Source organism: Nocardia sputi, assembly GCF_023501985.1.
On sequence record NZ_JAMFLC010000003.1, the window covers coordinates 48,080 to 68,731 of the forward strand.

The 20,652-nt window shown below is 69.3% G+C and carries 18 protein-coding genes; 7 read left to right on the plus strand and 11 right to left on the minus strand.

The window, feature by feature from the left end; all coding sequences use genetic code 11:
* The first annotated feature begins 19 nt into the window (after positions 1–19).
* Entirely contained in the window at positions 20–619 is a 600-nt protein-coding gene (locus M8859_RS05095) for a TetR/AcrR family transcriptional regulator (protein ID WP_159925672.1), read from the plus strand.
* Positions 620–637: 18 nt separating this feature from the next.
* Here M8859_RS05095 and M8859_RS05100 read toward each other — a convergent pair whose 3' ends face one another.
* The 6 genes from M8859_RS05100 to M8859_RS05125 all read right to left on the minus strand — a co-directional run bounded on the left by M8859_RS05100 (position 638) and on the right by M8859_RS05125 (position 4,864).
* Positions 638–784: a DUF1059 domain-containing protein gene (locus M8859_RS05100; RefSeq protein WP_195071929.1), complete on the minus strand. Its 147-nt coding sequence runs from the start codon at positions 782–784 to the stop codon at positions 638–640.
* A gap of 60 nt (positions 785–844) precedes the next feature.
* Entirely contained in the window at positions 845–1,732 is an 888-nt protein-coding gene (locus M8859_RS05105; RefSeq protein ID WP_159925676.1) for a VOC family protein, read from the minus strand.
* Between the two features lie 15 nt (positions 1,733–1,747).
* The gene (locus M8859_RS05110) at positions 1,748–2,794 is read right to left on the minus strand and encodes a 2Fe-2S iron-sulfur cluster-binding protein (RefSeq protein WP_159925894.1); all 1,047 of its coding nucleotides are present in this window, start codon (positions 2,792–2,794) and stop codon (positions 1,748–1,750) included.
* A gap of 92 nt (positions 2,795–2,886) precedes the next feature.
* On the minus strand, positions 2,887–3,075 hold the full coding sequence (locus M8859_RS05115) for a hypothetical protein (RefSeq protein WP_223514429.1): 189 nt from the start codon (positions 3,073–3,075) through the stop codon (positions 2,887–2,889).
* 46 nt (positions 3,076–3,121) lie between these two features.
* Positions 3,122–4,264 carry a 3-ketosteroid-9-alpha-monooxygenase, oxygenase component gene (locus M8859_RS05120; protein WP_159925680.1) on the minus strand — a complete coding sequence of 381 codons (1,143 nt, stop codon included), beginning with the start codon at positions 4,262–4,264 and terminating at the stop codon, positions 3,122–3,124.
* 93 nt (positions 4,265–4,357) lie between these two features.
* On the minus strand, positions 4,358–4,864 hold the full coding sequence (locus M8859_RS05125; protein ID WP_195071930.1) for a flavin reductase family protein: 507 nt from the start codon (positions 4,862–4,864) through the stop codon (positions 4,358–4,360).
* A gap of 223 nt (positions 4,865–5,087) precedes the next feature.
* Here M8859_RS05125 and M8859_RS05130 point away from each other — a divergent pair, with 223 nt between their 5' ends.
* The 4 genes from M8859_RS05130 (at position 5,088) to M8859_RS36775 (ending at position 10,244) form a co-directional block, all read left to right on the plus strand.
* A complete protein-coding gene (locus tag M8859_RS05130; protein ID WP_195071931.1) occupies positions 5,088–5,918 on the plus strand; it encodes an IclR family transcriptional regulator in 831 nt (276 codons plus the stop codon).
* Between the two features lie 37 nt (positions 5,919–5,955).
* Positions 5,956–6,531 carry a PadR family transcriptional regulator gene (locus M8859_RS05135; RefSeq protein WP_195071932.1) on the plus strand — a complete coding sequence of 192 codons (576 nt, stop codon included), beginning with the start codon at positions 5,956–5,958 and terminating at the stop codon, positions 6,529–6,531.
* Between the two features lie 61 nt (positions 6,532–6,592).
* Positions 6,593–7,822 carry a bifunctional 3,4-dihydroxy-2-butanone-4-phosphate synthase/GTP cyclohydrolase II gene (locus tag M8859_RS05140; protein ID WP_195071933.1) on the plus strand — a complete coding sequence of 410 codons (1,230 nt, stop codon included), beginning with the start codon at positions 6,593–6,595 and terminating at the stop codon, positions 7,820–7,822.
* A gap of 139 nt (positions 7,823–7,961) precedes the next feature.
* Positions 7,962–10,244, plus strand: coding sequence for a LuxR C-terminal-related transcriptional regulator (locus M8859_RS36775; protein ID WP_283779376.1), 2,283 nt, complete (start codon positions 7,962–7,964; stop codon positions 10,242–10,244).
* A 23-nt stretch (positions 10,245–10,267) separates the two neighbouring features.
* On the opposite strand, the gene M8859_RS05155 is transcribed toward M8859_RS36775, so the two are convergent.
* The 3 genes from M8859_RS05155 to M8859_RS05165 all read right to left on the minus strand — a co-directional run bounded on the left by M8859_RS05155 (position 10,268) and on the right by M8859_RS05165 (position 13,862).
* The gene (locus tag M8859_RS05155; RefSeq protein WP_159925692.1) at positions 10,268–11,122 is read right to left on the minus strand and encodes an alpha/beta fold hydrolase; all 855 of its coding nucleotides are present in this window, start codon (positions 11,120–11,122) and stop codon (positions 10,268–10,270) included.
* Positions 11,122–12,285 carry a 3-hydroxy-9,10-secoandrosta-1,3,5(10)-triene-9,17-dione monooxygenase oxygenase subunit gene (gene hsaA / locus M8859_RS05160; RefSeq protein WP_195071934.1) on the minus strand — a complete coding sequence of 388 codons (1,164 nt, stop codon included), beginning with the start codon at positions 12,283–12,285 and terminating at the stop codon, positions 11,122–11,124. Before hsaA ends, M8859_RS05155 begins: the two co-directional genes overlap by 1 nt.
* Positions 12,286–12,380: 95 nt before the next feature.
* A complete protein-coding gene (locus M8859_RS05165; RefSeq protein WP_159925696.1) occupies positions 12,381–13,862 on the minus strand; it encodes an FAD-dependent oxidoreductase in 1,482 nt (493 codons plus the stop codon).
* Between the two features lie 165 nt (positions 13,863–14,027).
* Here M8859_RS05165 and M8859_RS05170 point away from each other — a divergent pair, with 165 nt between their 5' ends.
* Both M8859_RS05170 and M8859_RS05175 read left to right on the plus strand, forming a co-directional pair.
* Positions 14,028–16,433, plus strand: coding sequence for a PEP-utilizing enzyme (locus tag M8859_RS05170; protein WP_249643930.1), 2,406 nt, complete (start codon positions 14,028–14,030; stop codon positions 16,431–16,433).
* A gap of 80 nt (positions 16,434–16,513) precedes the next feature.
* The gene (locus M8859_RS05175; protein ID WP_249643931.1) at positions 16,514–17,419 is read left to right on the plus strand and encodes a tyrosine-protein phosphatase; all 906 of its coding nucleotides are present in this window, start codon (positions 16,514–16,516) and stop codon (positions 17,417–17,419) included.
* 160 nt (positions 17,420–17,579) lie between these two features.
* Here the strand turns inward: M8859_RS05175 and M8859_RS05180 are convergent, their stop codons facing one another.
* Together M8859_RS05180 and M8859_RS05185 are read right to left on the minus strand one after the other, a co-directional pair.
* On the minus strand, positions 17,580–18,365 hold the full coding sequence (locus tag M8859_RS05180; RefSeq protein ID WP_195071937.1) for a tyrosine-protein phosphatase: 786 nt from the start codon (positions 18,363–18,365) through the stop codon (positions 17,580–17,582).
* Positions 18,355–20,514 carry a pyruvate, phosphate dikinase gene (locus M8859_RS05185; RefSeq protein WP_195139311.1) on the minus strand — a complete coding sequence of 720 codons (2,160 nt, stop codon included), beginning with the start codon at positions 20,512–20,514 and terminating at the stop codon, positions 18,355–18,357. The genes M8859_RS05180 and M8859_RS05185 overlap by 11 nt, the downstream gene beginning before the upstream one ends.
* Positions 20,515–20,652: the final 138 nt, after the last annotated feature.

Sequence of the window (20,652 nt, forward strand, 5' to 3'; positions counted from 1 at the left end):
TTGTTATCCTGCTGACACCATGGCGATCTCCCGAAGCCGGTCCTACCACCACGGCGACCTACGAGCCGAACTGCTGCAGCGCGCCGAGGCGACGCTGCGCGAGTCCGGTGTCGACGGCCTGTCGCTGCGCGGGCTGGCTCGTGACGTCGGTGTCAGTCACGCCGCCCCGACCCGGCATTTCAAGGACAAACAGGCACTGCTGGACGCTATCGCGGTGTCCGGTTTCGAACGACTCGCCGCGGCCCTGGAGCAGACCGCGGCCGCGAGTTCGATCGACGGGCACATCCGCGCGCTGGCCCGGACCTATTTCCACTTCGCGACCGAGAACCCGGCGCTCATCGCTCTGATGTTCGCGCGCAGGCACAGCCCTGCGGCAGGCGATGCGATGTCCCAGGCGGTGGACGCCGCGTTCGCGATTCCGGTCACGCGCATCGCCGAAGCGCAGAAGCTGGGCGAAGTGATCGCCGGCGACCCGCGGCGCATCGCACTGTCCGCGGTCGCCGCGCTCCAGGGCCTGGCCACCTTCGTCGGCTCGGGCGTGATCGCCGCGGACACCGCCGACGAACTGCTCGACGAGACCACCACGCACATGATCGAAGGCCTGCGCCCCAGACCGTAACGGCGCGAATACCCTCGATCAGTACGCGATGAACAGGATTTCGTCGCGCGAATACTCGTGCCCGGGATGGTTCTGGGCGAGGTGGGTTTGCGTCTTCTCCACGAGATCGTCCTCGTCGGTTCCGACGATCGATTCTCCGCACGGGCAGTTCAGATTTCGCTTCATCAGCGTCCTTCCTTCTCGAATCGACAGTCTAGGACGATCGAGGCGATCCGGACGGCCGGGTCAGCCACGAGACCATTCGTGGCCCCAGTAACTGTCGGCGGTGATCTCCTCGGCGCTGTAGACGGATTCGTCGACCAGGGCACCCTCGGTGCCGTATTCGAGATCCCAGCCGCCGGGAGTGCGGACGTAGAAGGAGATCATCTTGTCGTTGGTGTGCCTGCCGAGAGTCGACGACAACGGGTAGCCCGCGCCCATGACGCGGTCGAGAGCCCGGCCGACGGCGTCGAGCTCGTCGACCTCGACCATGATGTGCACCAGCCCCGGACCGTCGGGACGAGTGCCCGGGATCAGCGCGAGGCTGTGGTGACGCCGATTCACACCCAGGAATCGAACGCGAATCGGCCATACGCCGGGTGGGGTCGGCACTCGGAACGAGCCACGCGGCAGGAATCCGAGCACCTCGCAGTAGAAGCGGTTCGCCTCCGCGAGATCGGGCACCGGCAGCACTACGTGACCGAGTCCCAGCCCTTCGGTGACGAAGCGATTGCCGTGCACGGTGACGACCGGGCTGTGGTCGAGCACCGGGCCGTGGAAGACCTCGATGGTGAACCCCGCGGGATCGGTGAAAGTGAACGCTTCCTCCACGCGCAGTGCGTCGATCTTCTCTCGGTCGAGCGGTGCGACAGTGACGCCCGCTCGCTCCACTGTGTCCCGCACCCGGGCCAGCGCGCGATAGTCGCGCACCTCCCAGCCGACAGCCAGCACCCGGTCCTGATCCGCCGGAACGAGTTCGAAGCGATAAGCGTGCTCGTCCATGCGCAAGTACACGCTGTCGGGATTCGGTCCGGTGGCCTCGGCGAAGCCCATCACGTCGAAGGCGAAGGCGCGCCAAGCCGCCACATCGGTAATGGCGACTCGGACGTAGCCGAGCGAGGCGATGTCAGCCATTGTTCGTCGTACTCCTCAGGAATAGGTGACGTGCACCGTGTCGGTGACCGGGACCGCCTGGCATGCCAGCACGTAACCCTCGGCCAGATCGGCGTCGTCGAGAACTTCGTTGCGCCGCATACGCACCTGGCCCGCGACGAGCCGGCAGGTGCAGGCGCTGCATGCGCCCTCGCGGCAGGAGTAGGGGGCCGCCAGGCCGCCCGCCAGCAGGACGTCGAGCAGAACCTGGTGGCGCGGCCACGGCATCCGGCGTGTCCGGCCGTCGAGTTCGACTTCGACCACGGCGCAGTCGACGGAGTCGGCGGGGGCGGCGGTATCGGCTCGGAACGGATCGCCGTTCAGCGACGCGAATCGCTCCACGTGCACACGTCGGCGATCGGCGCCCGGCCCGATCAGCGCGGCGGAGACGGCGTCCATGAAGGGGCCGGGACCGCAGACGAATGCCTCGCGGTGCGACCACGGCCCCGCCAGCGCGGCGAGTTGCGCGCCGGTGGGCAGCCCTTGCACCGTCTCCAGCCAGTGCACCACGAGCAGGCGGCCGGGATGCCGGGCGGCGAGGTCGGCGAGCTCGGCGGCGAAGATCACCGAGTGTTCGTCACGATTGGCATAGATCAGCGTGCAGTGACCGGACCCGACCGCCAGTGCCGATTTCAGGATCGACAGCACGGGGGTGATTCCGCTGCCCGCCGCGAACAACAGCATGTCAACGTCGAGCGACGCGGGGGTGAAGACACCCGCGGGCGGCAGCGCGTCGACATCCATGCCCTCGACGGCGTTGTCGCACAACCAGTTCGACCCGTAGCCTTCCGGCGTCCGTTTGACCGTGATCTTCAACGGACCGTCCTCGTGCGGCGCACTCGACAGCGAGTAACACCGGCTCACCGAGCCGGTCAGCTCGCTGGGTATCCGCAGGGTCAGGAATTGGCCCGGGCGATAGTCGATCGGCTTCGACCGCGCTGTGGCGGGACTCAACTCCAGCGATACCGCATCGTGGGTTTCCTGGATCACCCGCGTCACCCGCAGGGTGAGGATTCCGCCGGGGTTCTCGGCGTCGTCGGGGATATCGGCTCGCGTCGGCGGCCGCGTGGCAGCGTCGGCCCGAATCACTGTCGTGTCTCCTCTGCGATCGTCCACGGCTGCCGCGCGCTCCGCGCTCACGGCACGTCCCGGTCACGGGTGGTGACGTCGATGAGACCGCCTGTCACGGCCGCATCAATGCTGTCGCGCAGGGCGACGCAGGTCCGCACCCGCGTGCTTGTTGCGGCGAACTCGGCGCACTCCGCCACCGCGACCGCGCTCCACTGCACGCTGGTGTGCTGCGGGCTGAACTTCTCGACTCGCACGCACGTCCCGCAGCTGCGGCAGGTGATCTCTTCCATAGCGGTCCGCTCAGGCTCCGGCGGTGGCGCGCTGCGCGGCGAGGTTCCCGGCGACTTCCGCCTCCCACGCCGTGACTGCCCGGGTGGTGTCGACTTCGAACTCGAAGCGGTCGGTCATCTTCGGGTCGATCTCGTCCACGTCGGTGTAGAACTGCTCGTACCAGCGGCGCAGCTGGTAGACGGGCCCGTCTTCCTCGCACAGCAGCGGATTGTCGATGCGGGTCTTGCGCTTCCAGATCGCGGCATCCTGTTCGAAGCCCCGGCCGAGACCCCCGGCGAACTTCGCCGCGATCTCCTCGGCCTGCTCCGCGGGCACACCGTGGGGCTTCTTCACGATCGCGCCGTACTGCAGCACGAATCTCGTGGGTGACACCGGATAGTGGCAGTTGATGAGGATGCCCTCGACCGTCAGGCCCGCGCTCTCGCTGCGCAGGTGGTCGATCATGTAGGAAGGGCCGTGGTATGAGGCGTCCGAGTACAGGACATTTCTGCCGCCCAACGCCTTCGCGGTCTCCCCCATCATGTCCTCGCGCGACACCGAGGTCATGTATTGACTGGCGATGTGACCTTCGAAAACGTTCTTGAAGTAGGTGGGGAATCCGAAGTGCACGTAGAAGAAGTGGGCCATGTCCACCACGTTGTCGATGACCTCGCGGCAGTTGGCCCCGTCGATCGCCATGGTGTTCCAGGTCCAGTCGGTCCACTCGTCGCTGAACGCGCCTTCGATGCGCGGGATGGTGACCTGCTCCGGCGGCGGATTACCCTCCGGGTCGTTCCACACGAACAGCTGCTTGTTCTGCTCCAGCGTCGGCCATGCGCGAGTCCGCGCCCGGGGCGGGACCCGGCGGCCGTAGGGGATGCCGGTGCAGCGGCCGTCGCCACCCCATCGCCAGTCGTGGAACGGGCAGGCGATCGAGTCGCCCTCGATGCGGCCGTCACCCAGGTTCCCGCCCATGTGCCTGCAGTAGGCGTCCAGAATGACGAGCTCTCCGCCCGTACCCGCGAATACCACCAGTTCGGTGCCGAAGATCTCGACGGTGTGCGGTTTCCCGTCCCGGAAGTCCGCCGCGAGCCCCAGGCAGTGCCAGCCGCGCGCGTAACGGGCGGGCGGAGCGCCCGCGTCGATCACTCGCACCTCGGTGTCGGTAGTCATCGGTTCCTCCACAATTCGCGCACGTTTGTCACCTCGATATTTCGGTTCGGCATGCGAGTGCGGAAATGTGGAGTCCCACTGGCCGGGAGGCGTTCAGGCCACATCGAGCCGACCGAACGCGGAGCGGTAGAACAGCAGCGGCGGGGCCTCGCGATGCTCCGACAGTGCGGTGACGCGCGCGATCACGATGGTGTGGTCCCCCCCGTCGACTTCCCGCTCGAGTTCGCAATCGAGCCACGCCATCGTCCCGGCCAGCCGCGGCGAGCCGTTCGGCGAGGGCTCCCAGTCGACTCCCGCGAACTTGTCGGTGCCGCTGCGCGCCAGTTGCCCGCAGATCTCCTGCTGGTCGTGGGCGAGGATGTTGACGCAGAACCGGCCCACCTCGCGCAGGCGCGGCCAGGACGTGGACGTGCGCGCCGGGCAGAAGCAGACGGCGGGCGGCTCCAGCGAGAGCGCCGAGAACGACTGGCAGGTGAAGCCGACCGGCCCGTCCTGCGCTCGCGCGGTGATCACGGTGACGCCCGTGCAGAAACGCCCCAGCACGGTTTTGAAGTCGCGCACGTTCAGCGGGGATCCGTCCGTCTCCAGCACCGGTTCCATCTGGCCTCCTATTTCGATCAGGCATATACCTGACAGCTATGACAGCAGGCGCCGCCCGAGGAGCGTCAAGATCGGAGTCCGGTCACCGAGATCCAGATCCGTAGAAGCTACGTAGTTCTCCCGATTCGGCCCGGTCGCGCACCCGTCAGTGTGATGGGAGACACAAGCGATCGAGCAGCTGTTGCTCGGTCGACGCAGACGAATGTGACCGACGGAGGTTCCGATGACCGTCACGCTGCTACCCGAGGCGCAGCCGCGCGCCCACCGCGCTCGCCCCAAGGCGACCGAAGCAGGCTCCGCCGAGGTGCCCGTGTCGATGATCGAACGGATGACCCTGATCCTCGACGCGTTCGACGCCGCCACCCCTTCGCTGACACTGCTCGGCCTGGTGGAACGCACCGGCCTGCCGCGCTCGACAGTGCATCGGATCCTCGACCAGATGATCCGGCTGCGCTGGCTGGCCCACACCTCCGGCGGGTACCGGCTCGGCATGCGCACCTTGGAACTGGGCGGGCTCACCGCCGACCACAACGAGATCCGCGACGTCGTCAGTCCACTGCTGCACGAGTTGTGTCAGCGCACCGGCATGGTCGGACATCTCGCGGTACTCGATGGACGCGAGGTCGTGTACCTGGACAAGGCCGGTGGCCGCTTGGCCGCGATGCTGCCGACCCGCCTCGGCGGCCGCATGCCCGCGCACTGCACCGCGCTCGGAAAGGCGATGCTGGCGGCCCTGGAGCCGAGTATCGCCGAAGCCGCGTTCCACTCCCGGCTGCCGCGGTTGACGCCCAAGACCATCACCGAGCCGGACGCCCTGCATCGCACCCTGGCCCAGATCCGGTCGCGCCAAGGCATCGCGCTGGACCGCGAGGAATCCATGGACGGAATCGCCTGCGTCGCAGCGCCGTTGCGCGGTCGAGGCACCGCCCCCGCGGCGCTGTCGCTGTCCGGGCGGGCCGAGGCGATGAGTTTCGACAAACTGGCGCGGGTCCTGCTCGAAATCTCCCACGAGGCCGGCCGGACGCTGTTCCCGCGCCGGGCGCGCTGGCGATAGTCCGAATCCGGATATGCCTGGGCGGTACATTCCGACGATGACCGATGGCGTCACACCCGCGGTGCCCGACCTGCCGACCACCGCGTGGGCCGTGCTCGGAATGCTCTCGCACGCCGACGAACTCTCCGGCTACGACCTGAAGAAGTGGGCCGACTGGAGCTTGCAGTTCTTCTACTGGAGCCCGTCGTTCAGCCAGATCTACGCCGAACTCAAACGCCTGGAGAAACACGGCTACGCCACCTCCCGCACGGTCGTGCAGGAGGACGGTGTGCGCGGCAAGCGGATGTACTCTATCACGCCGGAAGGCCGTGGGGCCGCGACGAACTGGGTCAATCACGCGCCCGTCGAGGCGCCGGTGCTCAAGCACAGCGTGATGCTGCGGGCGTGGCTGGGCAACCTCGCCGAGCCCCACCGCATGCGCGAGATCCTGACCGAGCATGCGGCCTACGCCGAGAAGATGCGGCAGCGCGCCGAGGCCGACGCCCACGGCGCGGAGGCGAACCCAGACTGGGTCTACCCGCAACTGGTGCTGCGCTGGTGCGTGCGGCACTACGAGGCCGAGCGCGATTTCGCCGAGGAGCTGCTCGCGGACATCGATCGCCTCACTGAGTGAGACGCCGACTGGTTGTTGTCGCCCCGGCATATTTCGATCAGGCATATGGAGGTGGCGGACGATGACCGGTGAACTGGACTCGGTGCCTGCCGCAGTAGCGGCGATCGCGAGCGGAGGCATGGCGCTCGTCGTGGACGACGAGGACCGCGAGAACGAAGGGGACCTGGTGCTCGCCGCGGCGAAGGCGACCGCGGCGAACATCGGATTCCTGGTACGGCACACCAGCGGCGTGTTGTGCGTGCCCATGACAGGAGACGACCTGGACCGGCTCGAACTGCCGCCGATGACGGCGGTCAACCAGGACCCGAAGGGCACCGCGTACACGGTCTCGGTGGACGCCGCGGCGGGTGTCGGCACCGGCATTTCGGCCGCCGACCGCGCGCACACGATGCGCCTGCTCGCCGATCCCGCCACCACACCCCGGGATCTCACCCGCCCCGGGCACGTGTTCCCGTTGCGGGCCCACCCGCTCGGCGTGCTGGGCCGACAGGGGCATACCGAGGCCGCCGTCGACCTGGTACGAATGGCGGGTCTGCGCCCCGCCGCCGTCATCGCGGAGGTGGTAGGCGACGACGGGTCGATGGCGCGGCTTCCCGAACTGTCGACCATGGCCCGGGTGCACGGAATCCCGATCATCTCGATCGCCGACCTGATCGCCTGCCGCCACCGGCTCGAGTCGGGCGTTGTCCGGGTCGTCGAAACCCGGCTGCCCACCCGTTTCGGCGAGTTCCGGGTGATCGGTTACCGGGACACAGCCGACGGCGCCGAACATCTCGCGCTGGTGTTCGGCGAGCCCGGCGAACACGACGTGCTCACGCGCGTGCACTCCGAATGTCTCACCGGTGACGCGTTCGGATCGCTGCGCTGCGACTGCGGTGAGCAGTTGGACGACGCGCTGCGAGCCGTCGCCGAGGAGGGCCGCGGCGTCGTGGTGTACCTGCGCGGACAGGAGGGACGCGGCGTCGGACTGCTGAACAAGCTGCGCGCCTACGAGCTGCAGGACGAGGGCGCCGACACGGTCGAGGCGAACCTGCGGCTCGGGCTGCCCGTCGACGCCCGCCGCTACGGCGCCGCGGCGCGGATGCTGGCCGACCTGGGCGTGCGGTCGGTCCGATTGCTCAGCAACAATCCCGCCAAACAGGCCGACTTGACCACGTACGGCATCGTCGTCGAACGGCGCATTCCACTGCAGATCAGGGCGACCGAGCACAATGTGCGTTATCTTCGCGCCAAACGTGACCGTATGCGCCATCAGTTGACCGAGGTCGACGCCGCTGTCGCCATCCGGTGAACGGCGGCGATCCGGTCCCTCCCGCGCCGGCGGCTCTGCCCGTCTCCGCACATCGGCGCGAGCGCCGGGCACGCCCGGCACAGTGGAATTTGCCCAGAACGCTCGTGCACGCGAGACGGGATACCTAGGGTTGACACCCATGGCGCGGCGTCCGATCGGCAATCTCCCTGCCGAGGTCACCAGTTTCGTCGGGCGCCGGGAAGAACTCGCCGCCGCGAAGAGACTGCTGCCCACGACACGGCTGCTGACGCTGCTCGGGCCGGGGGGCGTCGGCAAGACACGGCTGTCCCGCCAAGTCGGCGCCGCGGTCGCGCGCGCGTTCCCCGACGGGGTCTGGCTGGTCGAACTGGCCGACGTGCACGACCCCGATCTGGTGACGGTGACGGTCGCGGAGGCGCTGGCGCTGCGGGACGACACGGCGGCGCCGCTGCCGCGGCTGACCGGGTTCCTCGCCGACAAACGATTGCTGTTGATCCTGGACAACTGCGAGCACCTGATCGAGGCCTGCGCGGAACTGGCAGGCAGGCTAGTGGCCACCACCGCCGACGTGCGGGTGCTGGCGACCAGCCGGGAGGTGTTGGGCGTGCAGGGGGAACAGGTCATGCCCCTCGCGCCCCTGCCGCTACCGGAGGACGAGACCGCAGACAGCGATGCGATGCGGCTGCTCGCCGAGCGAGCGGGTGCCGCCGATCCGCGCTTCGCCGCCACGCCCGCGAACCGCGGCGCACTGGCCGCGATCTGCCGCAGGCTCGACGGTATTCCGCTCGCGCTGGAATTGGCCGCGTTGCGGTTTCGCATGTTCACGCCCGAACAAGTTCTCGCCCGGCTCGACGACACTATGGGCCTGCTCAGCGCGGGACCGCGTCTCGCGCCGGAACGGCAGCAGACCATCGAAGGCGCGATCCGCTGGAGCTACGATCTGTGCACCCCGGCCGAGCAGCGACTGTGGGAACAGCTGTCGATATTCTCCGGCGGCTTCGACATCGACGCCGCCGAAGCCGTGTGCGTGGTGGAGGAGCCCGGCCCGCGGACGCTCTTCGACGCGCTGCGGGGCTTGGTCGACAAATCGGTGCTGAGCCTGCGCTACGACGGCGACATCGGCCGATACGCGATGCTGGAGCCGATCCGGCAGTTCGCCCACGACCGGCTGGCCGAACGGGGTGAGGAGCCCGCGGTACGGTCACGCCACCGCGACCACTACCGGCGGCTGGCGCTGCGCGGCCGAACCGCGTATTGGAGTTCCGACGATGTGGCCTGGTTCCGCGAACTGAATCGCGAGCACGCGAATCTACGCGCGGCTCTCCAGTTCGATCTCGCGGGCACACCGGAGTCTGCGCTCGAGATGGCCGCGGTGCTGCGGCCGTTCTGGGAACACAACCGCTTCCTCACCGAGGGCTATCGCTGGCTGACCGACGCGCTGGCCAAGTCCGGCGAACCGACGCGGCCGCGTGCACGCGCGCTCTCCGCGGCGGCTTCGCTCGCGGCGCTGCTGTCCGATCGCGGGTCCGCTCACCAGTTGGTGGACGAATGCGTCGCTCTGGCATGGAAACTCGACGCCCCCGACATCCTCGCCGAGGCCGTGCTCGATTCGGCGCTGCTGACCTTCAACGACGGCGACACCGCCCGTGCCCTCGAATCGGCGGAGACGGCGGCGCATCTCGCGGCGGAATGCGGCCATCACGCGATCGAGATGGACAGCCTCGCTTTCGCTTTCGTGTGCGCGCTGGTGCTCGCCGACGCGCGCTCCACCGTATTCGCCGAGCGGCTGCTCGAGGTCGCCACCGAACGGGGACCGCATCTGCTCGGCGGCCTGGCGCAGTGGTCGATGGGCTTGGATCACTGGCGGCGCGGCGATCAGGATGCCGCGACCGGGTATCTCGCCCGGTCCATCGAGATGTTCAGCCAGTTCGACCGATGCGTGTGGCTGGCCTCCGCATTCGAGGGGCTGGCCTGGACGGCCGTCGCGCGCGCCGATTTCGAACGAGCCGCGCGCCTGCTGGGCGCCGCGGAGATCCTCGCGCGCAGCACGGTACGGCTGGCACACGCCATCACCGGCGTACTGGGCGACAAGATGCGCGGCCGGACCCGGGAAGCCCTGGGCGAGCGCGTGTTCCAAGAGGTGTTCGACAGCGGCGCCGCGCTGTCGCTGGGCGAGGCGATCGACTACGCGCTGGGCCGCGCGCCCGCCGCGGCGCCGTCGCCGCGCCCCGCTTCGGCCGCGTCCGAGGCGGCGGATGTCCTCACTCGACGGGAGAAGGACGTCGCCAGGCTGGTGGCAGCCGGCCACAGCAACAAGCGCATCGCCGCCGAGCTGGTGATTTCGGTTCGCACGGCCGAGACCCACGTCGAGCACATCCTCACCAAGCTGGGCTTCACCTCCCGCACTCAGATCGCGGGGTGGGTTCGCGATCACGGCGTGTGATCGACGCGGGCCGTTGGCGGCGATCAAAGACCGGCGGTGAGGAAATCGATGACGGCGCGTTCGAACGCCGATTTGCGCTCGATCTGCACCCAGTGCCCACAGCTGGCGAAAACGCGCAGGTCGGCATTCGGGATCTGGCGTGACGGCAGCAACGACGCCTCGACCGGCGTCACCCGGTCGTCGCGACCCCACAGGATCTGGGTATCCGCGCGCAGGCCGCGCAGCCGCGCCCACAGCGGGACCGGTTCGGCGAGAGCGGGATCGGCGAAGGTCGCGTAGGCATCACGCAGCGCCGCGATGGCGGCCGGGTCCGAGGCCGCGGCCGACCGGGCGTCGATCAGCTCCCGGGTGAGGGTCGCCGGGTTCGACACCATCGTGCGCAGCCAGGGCAGCAGGCGCTCCCGAGTCGGGTCGGCGATGAACTCCAGCAACCGCGTGATGCCGTCGGACGGTTCCGGCCCGAGCACATTCACCCCGACGCCCCCTGGCGCCATCAGCACGAGCCGCTCGACCCGGTCGGGATGTTCCAGCGCCAGCAATGTGGCGACCGCACCGCCCATCGAATTGCCCAGCAGGTGTACGCGTTCCAAATGGAGGTCGTCGAGGAGTCCGAGCACCGCGTCGGCGGAGACGCGCAGATAGTTGCGTTCGTACACTTCCGGGCGACCACTGGCGCCGAAGCCCGGCTGATCCACGATCAAGCAGCGGAAGCGCTCGGCCAGCACCGGCAGATTCGCGCCGAAGTTCGCCCAGCCCGAGACCCCCGGCCCGGAGCCGTGCAGCAGGACAAGCGGCGCACCCGACCCCGCCTCGTGGTAGCGCGATCTCAGCCCACCCGTCACGCTCCAGCGCGTGGTGTTCTCGGCGGTGAGCGTCATCAGATCATCCGGTCCGTCACCGGCAGCCCGAAGGCGTTGCGGCCGTATAGCACCAACGCGCGCTCGACGTCGTTGATGACGTGCACGCTCCCGGCGTGCGCGTCGCGCCAGTGCCGCTCCATCGGATTCGGTTTGCGGATCGAGTGACCACCGGAATTGTCGAACAGCAGGTCGATCGCCTCGAGCGCACGTTCGGTGCCGCGCACCTGGTCGCGGCGACTGCGTACCCGCAACTCGAACGGAATCTCCTCACCTGCCTCGGCATAGCGCAGCTGTTCGCCGATATTGCGCTCCATCTGCAGGACGGCCGCGTCGATCTCGGAGGCGGCGCGAGCGACCCGGACGTGGGCGAACGGATCCTCGGCCGCTTTCTGCCCGCCGTAGGAGATCCGCACCCGCTCGCGCATACGCTCGATGTGCGCTTCGTAAGCGCCCTGGGCGGCGCCGATGATGGGTGCGGTGATGGTGTTGGAGAACACCGAGCCGAACGAGATCCGGTACAGCGGTGCGGTATTGACCTCCTGGCCGGGTCCGCGCAGCGCCGCCTGCTCGCTGGCGCGGTAGGTCCGGTGGACGGGGACGAACGCGCTCTCGATGACGATGTCGTTGCTGCCGGTGCCCGACAACCCCGACACGTGCCAGACGTCCTCGATGCGGTAGTCGGTGCGCGGAACCAGAACGGTCAGGTACTCCGCTCCCCCTTCCCCGTCCGGCACGACCGCGCCGAGGAATGCCCAGCGGGCGTGATCGCAGCCGGAGGAGAAGCTCCAGCGACCGCTGATCCGGAATCCGCCCTCGACGGGCGTGAGCTTGCCGGTCGGCGCGTACGACGACGAGACAAGCGTGTCCGGATCGGCGCTCCACACGTCCTCCTGCGCCCGCAGGGGGAACAGCGCCAGTTGCCACGGATGCGCGCCCAGCACCGACGAGACCCACGCGGTGGACGGGCATGCGGTGGCGATGGCACGGACTACTTCGTAGAACGCGACGGGTGAGGATTCGTCGCCGCCGAAGCGGGACGGTTGCAGCATGCGGAACACCCCGGCCTCGGTCAGCTGCCGAATGCTCTGCTCGGGCACTCTGCGCTGCTGGTCGGTCTCGGCGGCTCGCTCTCGGATCGCGGGCAGCAGATCCCGTACCCGATCGAGCACCTTGTTGGTCATATCCGGTAGTCCTCCTCGTAGTGCGCCTCTCGACGCTAGGCCGGTGCGGTGCCGTCGGATCCGATCCATCCCGATCACCGGAATCCAGCTCCGGGTCAGCTGGTGTGGGCTGCGGCCGCACCGGCGCGACGGCCGAAGAAGGTGCCGTCGCCGAGCGACGTGCCACTGATGTAGCCCTCGCCGTGCAGGTTGCTCGCGGCACGGCCCGCGGCGAACAGTCCGGGGACCGGAGTGCCGTCTTGATCGAGCACGGCGCCGTCGAGCGAGGTGTGCAGACCACCGAGGGTGAACACGGACGCGCCGGTCCCGCGACGATCACCGGACTCCGACGGTGGCCGTACCCCCGCCCGCACGTCGATCGCGGCCAGCGGTGGTGTGAGAGGCCGCACCCACCGGGGCGCTTTCCCGAATTCGGGATCCGCGCCGGCCGCGGCGAAGGTGTTGTATCGACGGACGGTGTCGGCAAGCGCGGCCGCCGGTACGCCCATCAGGTCGGCGAGTCGCTCGGCGGTCTCCGCGACATGGGTCGGCCGCACACCCCACCGCTGTTGTTCGGGTACTTCCTCGTAAGCCTGTTCGTCGAGCACGACCCACGTCGCCATGCCCTGCCGGAACAATGCCGCCTGGCCGATCCGGCCGGGATAGGTGTCTTCGTTGATGAACCGCTGCCCGTGCCCGTTCACCACCATGCCGCGCGCGGCGAGGCCGGGAATGAGCGAGATGCCGACCTGCCCCGAGGACATGTGCCGCACGGCCGCGCCGATCGCCTGCGCCATCCGGATCCCGCTGCCGTCGTCGGTGCCCGCGCTGACCTTGGTGTGTCCCAGCAGTTTCGGCGCGTGCGCGGCGAGCATGATGTCGTTGTCGACGAATCCGCCGGTGGTCAGTACGACGCCGCGGCGGGCCCGGATGGTCAGCTCCGTACCGTAGCGCCGAGCCACCACTCCGGCGACAGCGCCGTCGCCCGCGACGATCAGGCAGGTCGCCCGGGTGTCGAAAAGCGCTGTCGCACCGGCGGATCGGGCGGCTCCGGCAAGACGGTCCATGAGCAGCTTGCCGCCGAAGTCGGCGGTGGCCGGGCGATGGCCGCGGGGCGCGGGTGTGGCGAGCTCGCAGAACGGCCTGCTGTTCTCCCCGAGCCACATGAGACCGTCGTCGGTGGGCGGCACCCAGGCCGGCGCATCCCACAGCGTGGGTTCGAACGGCACGCCACGGTCGGCGAGCCAATGGAAATGCGCCACGCTGTCCTCGCTGTAGCGAGCGATCTTGTCCGTGTCGGCGCCCGGGCCGAGCGCGGCGGACAGGAACGCGGCCATGGCCGCGGGATCGTCGTCGAATCCGCAGGCCCGCTGGATCGGTGTGCCGCCGCCGAGGTAGATCTCCCCGCCCGACAGGGCCGACGCGCCACCGGGACCGCTCATCCGGTCCAGCACCAGCACCCGGGCGCCGGCGGTCGCCGCCTCGAACGCCGCGGCGGCCCCGGCACAACCGTAACCGGCCACCAGCACATCGGTCTCGATGTCATAGGTGCGCACTTCGGCGGCATCCCGGGGCGCGACCGCGTTCCGACCACTCATGTGGTCGACCTTTCCGCTTCGCTCGCCGTAGCCGCTCGCCCATCTTGCTGAGCGACCCCCCCGGTCCCGTTCATCGGGACTGTGGACCGTCGCGGCGGCACCGGATGGCGATGGTGTGTGAACGGCGTCACGTCTGCGTGGGACGCCAGCGAGGAGGAGGAATTCATGCGGGTCCTGGTCACCGGAGTCTCCGCTCCGACCGGTCGCGCGGTGGCGCGCACGCTGCTGGCCGCCGGCCATGATGTGGTCGGGCTGGACCGTGCGCGGCACCGGTACGTCGACCCTCGGGTCCGGGTGATCACCGGAGACCCGGCTGGGCCTGCGATCTGCGCACAGGCCGTCGCCGGCTGCGCGACGGTGGTGCATCTCGGCGGTTCGCTCGCCGCGATCGCGAGTGCGGCCGGAGGAGCCGGAGCGCGGCTCGTGATCCCGGTCGTCGCGGGTGCGGATCCGGTCGCCGTGGATGCCGTGCGGTCCAGCGGAGCGCAAGCCCTCATCGTGCGCACCGCCCCGGTCGGGGGCAGGCGGGTCGACCGCGAGAACTGGCGCATTCTGTCGCCGCTGCTGCATTCTCGCCGCACGGGCGGCTTTCAGCTGCTGCATCACGACGACCTCGAACGTTTCCTGGTGGTGGCTGCGGGATCGGCGCGCACCGGCGTCGTCGACCTGGCGGCGTCCGGCGTGGTTTCGGGCGACGACGCGCGCAGCATCCGCGAGGCCGCGGGCACCCGGATCTTCTCGTGGGCGTCCCGTACCCGGTCGGCGCCACCGGAGCTGAACGCCGACGCGGCTCGCGATGATTGGGGATTCCGCTGCGGCTGGAGCGCGTCGGAAGTGGCTGCCGACATCGTTCGCGGGCTGGCCGGACGCAAGTACAGCGGTGGCGACTTCATCACTCAGCCTGGCGCCATTCCTCTGCCCGGGTATGTGATACCCGCCCGCGCAACCACGTCGGACGGCCACGCCCTGGTGTCGGTGGCACCGAAGGGCCTCGAAGGCGAGTTCGACGATCGGGTCGACCCGGCCTACCCGGTGCACACCGCGACGAATACCTCCGAGGCGCTGCCCGGACCACTCACACCGTTGACCGTCGATCTACAGGCGGGTGCGATCCGGCTGGCCAACGCCGCGATGGGCAGGATGATCGCGCTGGACGGAATAGCGCTCGAGCATTGGACCAGCCGGGTCACCACCGTGCTCGGCCACCACATCTACATCAACGCCTCCATCGGTGTGCTGGCCGCGGAGAACATGCCGGGGTGGGACGAGCAGAGCATCCGCCGGGACGTCTACGGCAACATTCCGGCCGAGATCTCGCTGACCCCGCACGGCAAGCCACCCACTCCGACCGGCTTCGCCAGTACCCGCGCCACCTGGCGAGCGGCGGGCCGGGTGCTGCGCACCGCGCTGCGGTATCGCGAGACCACCGACGGCATCAACGCCGCCGCCCACCGGGAAACCCTCAGCGCCGCGGCCATACGCGAGCTCACCGACGAGCAGCTGCACGCGCGAGCATTGCTGTGGCGGGACCGGCTGAACCAATCCTGGGCGGCGGCGTCCATCGGCGTGATGATGACCGGCGCGGCCACCGCCATCCACTCCCGCGGCAAGCAATCAGCGGTCGTACCGATCGATCCGGAGCGGTTGGAGTCGGCCAGGACCATGCTCGCCGTGGAACGGCTCGCCGGACTGTGCCGAACCGATACCGCACTGCACGACGCGGCACATAAGGGCGACGTCACGGCGGCGCGGGCGGCCTCACCGGCCTTCTCCGCCGCGCTGGACGAGGAGCTGGAACGGATCGGACATCGCGGGCCGGGCGAGTGCGAGCTGATCAACCCCACCTTCGGCGACCGGCCCGAGTTACTGGTGGTCGCCGCCGCCCGAGCCGCGGAGATGCCCGCGCCCGAACGGGAGCCGGTCGATGCGGCCGCCAGTCGCACCGCGCGCATGGCAGCCGGCGCGACGATGGCGCGCGAACGCGTCCGCGACGCCGTCGTCCGCTATACCCACTGCCTGCGCCTCGCCGTGCGCGAGCGAGCGGAACGGCTGATCCGGGCCGGTCGGCTACAGCGAGCCGAGGACGCGTGCTTCCTCACCCTCGACGAGATCCTGTGGGCGCCTGCCGACTCGACCGAGCGCGTCGCGCGACGGCGAGCGGAACTGACCCGGTTGCAGAGTGTGCGGATGCCGGACGTGATCGCGGGTGATTGGCAACCGCTACCGGACGCGAACGCTTTGGCCCCCGGAGAAAGCCTGACCGGGATCGGGGTGTGTCCCGGCGTCGTGGAGGGCACGGTCAAACGCGTGCTGTCCCTCGATGACGACATCGAGCCGGGCGACATCCTCGTGGCGTCGGTCACCGACACCGGGCACACCGCGATGTTCGCCTACGCCGCCGCGGTGGTCACCGACATCGGCGGCTCGGCTTCGCACGCCGCCATCGTGGCCCGGGAATTCGGCATCCCCTGTGTCGTCGACACCAAGTCCGCCAGCACCAGTCTCGCCAATGGGCAGCGGGTGCGCGTCGACGGGTCGGCGGGCACGGTCACCCTGCTCATCGACGCCTGAGCCGTGGCCGGGGTGAGGCACCCCGGCTCACCTGCCGGCTCGGCGCCGCCGGGCCGCGACCCAATGGAAGGAATGATCCAGTGACGATTTCGCGTGCTGTACGCGGTGCGGTGACCGGTGTCGCCGTGGCGTTGATCGCCGTGTTCCCGTCCACCGGTACCGCATTCGCGGGCCCGGGACTCGTACACACCGTGCACGACCGGTCCATGCAGCTGTCGACGGCGCCGAACGCCCGGGACATCGGCGACTATCCCACCCAGGGCAATGGCAAACTGCGCACGGGCGTCGTCTTCCGTACCGACGCCTTGGACAAGCTCACCGCCGCCGACCAGCAGAAGCTGGTGGCGTCGGGCATCACCGAGGTGATCGATTTCCGCAGCCCGGCCGAGTCGGGGGCGAACCCGGACAAGCTTCCGGCGTCGATTCCCGCGCTCGCGCGTCCGGTGTACGACCCGGGCAACGACTTCTACGTGATGGTGGGCAGAGCCGTGCAGGGCGGTCCGGCGGTGCAGCAGCAGATGTTCGGTGACGGCAAAGCCGTCGGCATCATGCGCGACTACTATCGCTGGCTCGTCACCGACGCCACGGCTCGCGCACAGTTCGCGACAGCCATCCGGGATATCGCGAACGCGAACGGACCGGTGCTGTTCCACTGCACCGCGGGCAAAGACCGCACCGGCTGGATGACCGCGATCCTGATGACCGCGCTCGGCGTTCCGAAGGGCCAGGTGTACAAGGATTATCTGGAATCGAACGACCACCTGGCCGCGAGCAACAAGGCGCTGATGGACGGACTGGTGGCCAAGGGGCTGGTCACCGATCCCGCGCTGTTCGAGCCGATCCTCGGCGTGCGCGCCGACTTCCTCGACGCCGCGTTCGATCAGGCTGGAACGTCGTTCGGGTCGTTCGACCGGTTCGTCTCCGACGGGCTCGGCGTCGACGGTGCGACACTCGAGGCGCTGAAGTCCGAACTGCTGTCGCGGTAGTCGCGAACGAGAGCGGGTCGGTGGATCATGATCCACCGACCCGCTCACTGGTGTCAGCCCACCGGATGTGCGGCCGTCCGATCGCGCTTGCCCGTCGACACTCGGCGCGGCGGCCTCGTGGCATCGCCCCCCGCTCACCGCACCGTCCGGAGTCGAGCGGTTATACCGGTGCGGCCAGCACTTCGCGCAGTCGTGCCAGCTCCGCGGTGGTCAGTCCGTTGGTCAGCAACCATTCGGCCGCGCCGCCGTGCCGGGCGGACAGATTCGCGAGAAAACGACGCATCACCTCGGCTTCCACACCGAGGATGCCGGTGCTGACCGGGGGCAGCCCGGCGTAGGACGCGAGCGCGTCGAGCCGGTCGCGGACTCGCTGCATGCGTTCACCGGTCAACGCGTAATCGGCGGCGATGGCCTCCGCGGGCACGCCGACCGCGTCCAGCAGCACCGCGGCGAGTACGCCGGTGCGGTCCTTGCCCGCGGCGCAATGGAACAGCACCGAATGGCGGCCGGCGTCGACGACGAGCCGCACGGCCGCCACGAGGGAGTCGACGCTGCCCGCCAGCAGCTTGTCGTAGAGGTCGACAAGATCGACCCGGCTGGCGTCGGGGACCAGATCCCTTGCCGCCAGCGAGGATCGCGGCGACTTGCGCACCGGCAGGCAGATCCGCCGGACGTCGGCGCCGGCGAGCAGTCCGTAGCCCTCCCGCCGCACTTCGTCGGGCAGCCGCAGATCGATCAGCGTGCGCAGACCGATCGGACCGAGCAGTTTCGCCAGATCGGATTCGGTGAGGTTCTGCGGGGTGCTGGAGCGGTAGACCACCCCGAAACGCGTTGTGCCACCGCCGCGCACGGGCAGTCCGCCCAGATCGCGGACGTTGTCGATCTGGGCGAACTCGACCCACCGGTTGTCCGGCACAGTGGATTCTCCCGCGGTGTCAGTGGGCACGGCCGGCCGCCGCCTCGTCGGCGCGGCTCAGGCCGCACAGTCCGATCAGGTCCTCGTGCAGCTCGAACCACACGGTGTGGTAACTGTCCAGCACGGGCCTGGCGACCCAGGATTGATCACCGGCCGCGATTCGCTCGATCGCACGCGCGAACCGGATGGGGTAGCCAGCCAGCCGCGGCGCGACGTCACCGATCCGTTCCAACAGTGGTCGCACGGCGCGATGCAGTTCGGTCAGCCGGGCCAGTACCGCACCGTCGTAATCGGCGTCGGCGTGATCGTTGACGGTGGCCGGATCTCTCATCTGCCAGGCGGTCACGATCTCTTTGAGAACGTCGTTATAACCACAGAATTCGGCATAGACGGCCGCGATCGCGGCCCGGTCGACCGCCTGTCGTTCCATTGCCAGCAGGCAGTCCAAGTGCTGTCTGCCTTCGGGTGTGAGGCGCACACCGATCGGCGTCGCGGCACACCAGCCCCTGGCCACCAACTCCGCGCATCGGGCGGCGACGACCTCGGCGGACGCACCGACGCCCGCGGCGAGCGCGTCGTGGGCGGCGCGGCCTTTGATGCCGATCAGGCGCAGCAGATCGAGGTCGGGAACCTCTGCCACCGCCGAAGGCGCCACGTCCACCGCTGCCGAGGCGTCGGTCCCACGCGCGTCCAGCCACGCCGACAACTCGTCGACGCCGGTGCCCGCCCAGCCTGCCAACCGGCCGACATCCGCGAGGGTGCTCGCGTCGACGGGTTTGCCTTCGACACGGCCCGGCCACACCGTGCCCGCGCCGCCGTCCACGGTCACCACTCGGCCGGCCAGCGCCGCGACGACACCGGGACCACAACCGACCACGCACGGTCGGCCGATCTCGCGGCTGACCAGCGCGGCGTGCGAGGTGACGCCGCCCAGCCCGGTGACGATCGCCCGGGCGGCGATCATGCCGTGCAGGTCGTCGGGGCTGGTGGTCGGGCGCACCAGGATGATGTCCTCACCGGCCTCCGCACGGCGCTCCGCCTCGTGCGGATCGCCGACGACCACGCCCGAGGCCAGTCCGGGACACGCGGATTCGCCGCGCGCCAGTGGCGTCCCGGTGTACTCCCCGGTCGCCGGACGCAGCACGGCCCGCACCTGGTCGGCCGTGACCCGGCGCAATGCCTCGTCCGTGCCGATCAATCCTTCCTCGGCCATCGTGACCGCGGCCCGCACGGCCGCCCGTGCCGACCGCTTGGCGGGGCGCGCCTGCAACAGCCACAGGGTGCCGGACTCGACGGTGAATTCGATGTCCTGGATATCGCGGCCGTCGCGTTCCAACAACTCGGCCGCCGCGACGAGCCGGCTGTGCACCTGCGGCAACAGGGTGGCCAGTTCGTCGAGCGGTCGTGGGGTGGTCCGGCCCGATACCACGTCCTCGCCTTGGCCGCCGACCAGCCATTCGCCGAACATCGCGCGTTCTCCCGTGTTCGGGTTGCGGCTGAACAGCACGCCGGTGCCGGAGTACTCGTCGAGGTTGCCGAAGACCATGGCCTGCACGGTCACCGCGGTGCCCAAGGTCGCGGGCACACCGCGATTGCGCCGATAGGTCTGCGCCCGGGGCGAATCCCAGGACCGGAAGACGGCGCTGATGGCCGCCCGCAACTGCTCCCACGGATCCTCCGGCACCGCACCGGCGGGAGCACCCAGCACGGTTTCGCGGTACTGCGTACGAAAGCGCTCCCTGGTATCCGCCGCATAGTCCGGGTTACCGGTCTCGGCCGCCAACGCTTGCGCGACGGGCTCGTTCATGCCGAGGTTCAGCACCGTGTCCATCATTCCCGGCATGCTCACCGCGGCGCCCGAACGCACCGACACCAACAGCGGACGGGCGCCTGCTCCGAAGGTTCGTCCGGTGCCGTGTTCCAGCGCGGCGATGCCCGCACGGATCGCATGCCAGGTGCCCTGGCCGATCACCCCGCGCGCCGAGAAGTCGGCCCACCCGTCGATGGTGATCACGAACGCGGGCGGCACGGGAAGACCGAGTGCGCGCATGCGGTTGACGCTCCATGCTTTGCCGCCGATGCGTTCCCTGGACAGCGAACAGGCGCCGTCGAGTTCGATGACCGGCGCCGCGCTCGCTGCCTCGTCGTTTCGCTCCACTAGCTCTGCTCCGGTGGTCATGTCACTCCTTAGCAATCACTGAACGGTCCGCGCCTGCGCGCGATTCGGATCTCGTCCGCCGGACCGTGTCCTGCCGGGCGCGAACCGCGGCGCGCACACTTGTCGCCCGATTCGAGCCTGCCGGGCTCGCTGCCGCCT